Origin of the sequence: Desulfovibrio sp. 1214_IL3152 (assembly GCF_036763055.1) — a bacterium.
In the GTDB taxonomy this organism is placed as follows: Bacteria; Desulfobacterota; Desulfovibrionia; order Desulfovibrionales; family Desulfovibrionaceae; genus Desulfovibrio.
Genome location: NZ_JBAIYW010000617.1, coordinates 1 through 2,409 on the forward strand (window position 1 = coordinate 1; position 2,409 = coordinate 2,409).

At 57.2% G+C, this 2,409-nt stretch carries 1 protein-coding gene; it reads right to left on the reverse strand.

Annotation, left to right across the window (positions count from 1 at the left end):
* Positions 1-174 precede the first annotated feature (174 nt).
* The gene (locus V6C07_RS12940) at positions 175-1,656 is read right to left on the reverse strand and encodes an aldehyde dehydrogenase family protein (protein ID WP_333536889.1); all 1,482 of its coding nucleotides are present in this window, start codon (positions 1,654-1,656) and stop codon (positions 175-177) included.
* Between the last annotated feature and the right edge of the window lie 753 nt (positions 1,657-2,409).

The window sequence follows — 2,409 nt, forward strand, 5'->3', positions numbered from 1 at the left end:
CGGCAGGGGCTTGGCCGCCGGGCTGCCTGACACTTATGGCAGCGGCCGCCGGGGCGGATGTGGAGAATACTGCCCGGTACATCGTTTCATGAGCGTCCGGCCCATGCCGTTTTTCGGCATATCCCCGATATGCGTCTGTTATGCATTTTTTATGCATCAGACATGCGCTCAGGGTTAGGGATAAAAGCCTGTGGGGGCTTCTGACAGATTGATGATGATGTTTTTTTGCTGTGTGCAGTGCTCAAGGATGGTCTTGTGCGTCTCGCGCCCGATGCCCGATTCTTTGTAACCGCCAAAGGGAGCGCCCGCCGGGATGCTGTTGTAGGTATTCACCCACATACGGCCTGTTTCAATGGCGCGGCTTACGCGGATGGCACGGTTGATGTCGCGCGTCCACACGCCGCCGCCAAGGCCGTAAATGCTGTCGTTAGCCATGCGGATAACGTCTTCTTCTGTCTTGAACTTGATGATGACCGCCACGGGGCCGAATATTTCATCCCGCGCCACGCGCATACCGTTGGTGACGTTGCCGAGCAGGGTGGGCCGCATAAAGCAGCCTTTGGCCAGATCGCCCGATGTGACGCGCTCGCCGCCGCAAAGCACCGTGGCCCCTTCGCCCTTGGCCTGCTCAATGCAAAGCAGGATGGCCTTGAGGTGCGCTTCGTAGATTTGCGAACCCATCTGGGTGTCCGCCTCCCAGGGCAGGCCAACCTTGACGCGGTTGAAGCGTTCTACGGCTTCGGCCACAAACTTGTCATAAATATCCTCGTGCACAAAAACGCGCGAACCGGCGCAACATACCTGCCCCTGGTTGAACAGGATGCCCAGCTGCAGCCCGTCCATGGCCAGATCCCACTGGCAGTCGGGGAAAAAGATGTTGGCCGACTTGCCGCCAAGTTCCAGGGTGGAGGGGATCAGGCGTTTGGCTGCGGCCATGCCCACGCTGCGGCCCACATCGGTGGAGCCGGTAAAGGCCAGCTTGTTGAAGCCGGGATGGTCAAGAATGTACTGCCCGGAGCGTGAGCCGCGCCCGGTGATCACGTTGAACACGCCCTTGGGCAGCACGCCGCTGATAAGGCGCGCCAGTTCCAGAACGGAAAGGGAGGTGTGGTTGGAAGGTTTGAACACGGTGCAGCAACCGGCGGCAAGCACGGGGGCCAGCTTCCACGCGGCCATGAGGAAGGGGAAGTTCCACGGCACAATCTGGCCCACCACGCCGATGGGTTCGCGCAGAACCAGCGAGAGGGTGTTTTTGTCAAGCATGGTGGCCGAGCCTTCCTCAGAGCGCAGCACGCCCGCAAAATAGCGGAAATGGTCGGCGGCAAAGGGAATGTCCACATTCATGGTTTCGCGGATGGGCTTGCCGTTATCCAGTGTTTCCACCAGGGCAAGATGTTCCTTGTTGGCATCAATGATATCCGCGATTTTCAGGAGCAGGTCGGCGCGTTGGGGGGCATCTGTAATTTTCCAGCTTGCCCAGGCCGCTGTGGCGGCCTTGACGGCAGCGTCCACGTCTTCCTTGGTGGCTTCGGCGCAGGTTGCCAGGCGTTGGCCGTTGGCCGGGCAAAAGGTTTCAAAGGTTCCTCCGTCAGAGGCATCCTTCCAGGCGCCGTCGATGAAGAGGGAGTATTTATCCTGCAAGTTTGGTTTTTTCATGACGCTTCCTTTGGTTAAAGGTTTGCATGCACAGTGGAGTGAATGTTGTTATAACGCAGTAAGTCCTTTTTGAACTTGTTAAAGGGGCAAAAATACGGGAAATTAAAAAATACAAACCATATTGTGAAAAAAATATCAAAATGACTCTTTCATGTACGCAATTGATACAATGTAAAGCATGCCGTTTCGCATGGTACAAGCTAAACGCCAAAATAACAAAAACCGCAACGGTATCACGCTCTGCATAATTATCAGGATGTAAACAGGATAAAGCGGCTGGAGTTTAGCCAGGACGAAGCATGGGAAGAATCAGGCGTCTGCCTGCATCGGGGGCAAGAGCAATTTCGTCTTGAAACTGCCTTGAAACGGCTGTGGCGGCTGCGTGAGCAGTGGCCCGCAGCAAGGGGGCAAGAGCAAGTTATCGGGGCGGCTGCGCGTTGAGGTAAACGTTGAGAATGCACATTCAGAACGTTGATCTGCCAGAACGTTGATCTGCGCTGGCGCAAGGCTGTCACGGGCTGTACAGGGGGGCGTCTGGCAGGGCATCGGGCCGCAGAAAGAGAAGCTGGACCCTGTCAGTCTTTCTTTGCCTGCCTGTAGCCGTGGCTGAAATCGGAAGCGTAAAGCTGCGAGCATGTGTCCGGCGCGTTCTGCCCCGGCAGCACCAGAAACACTGTCTGCCGTTCCAGACCGTGCTCCGCGACGCATCGGGCCAGGGTTCCGGCGGTGGCCCAGATGAGGCGTTGATCCGGC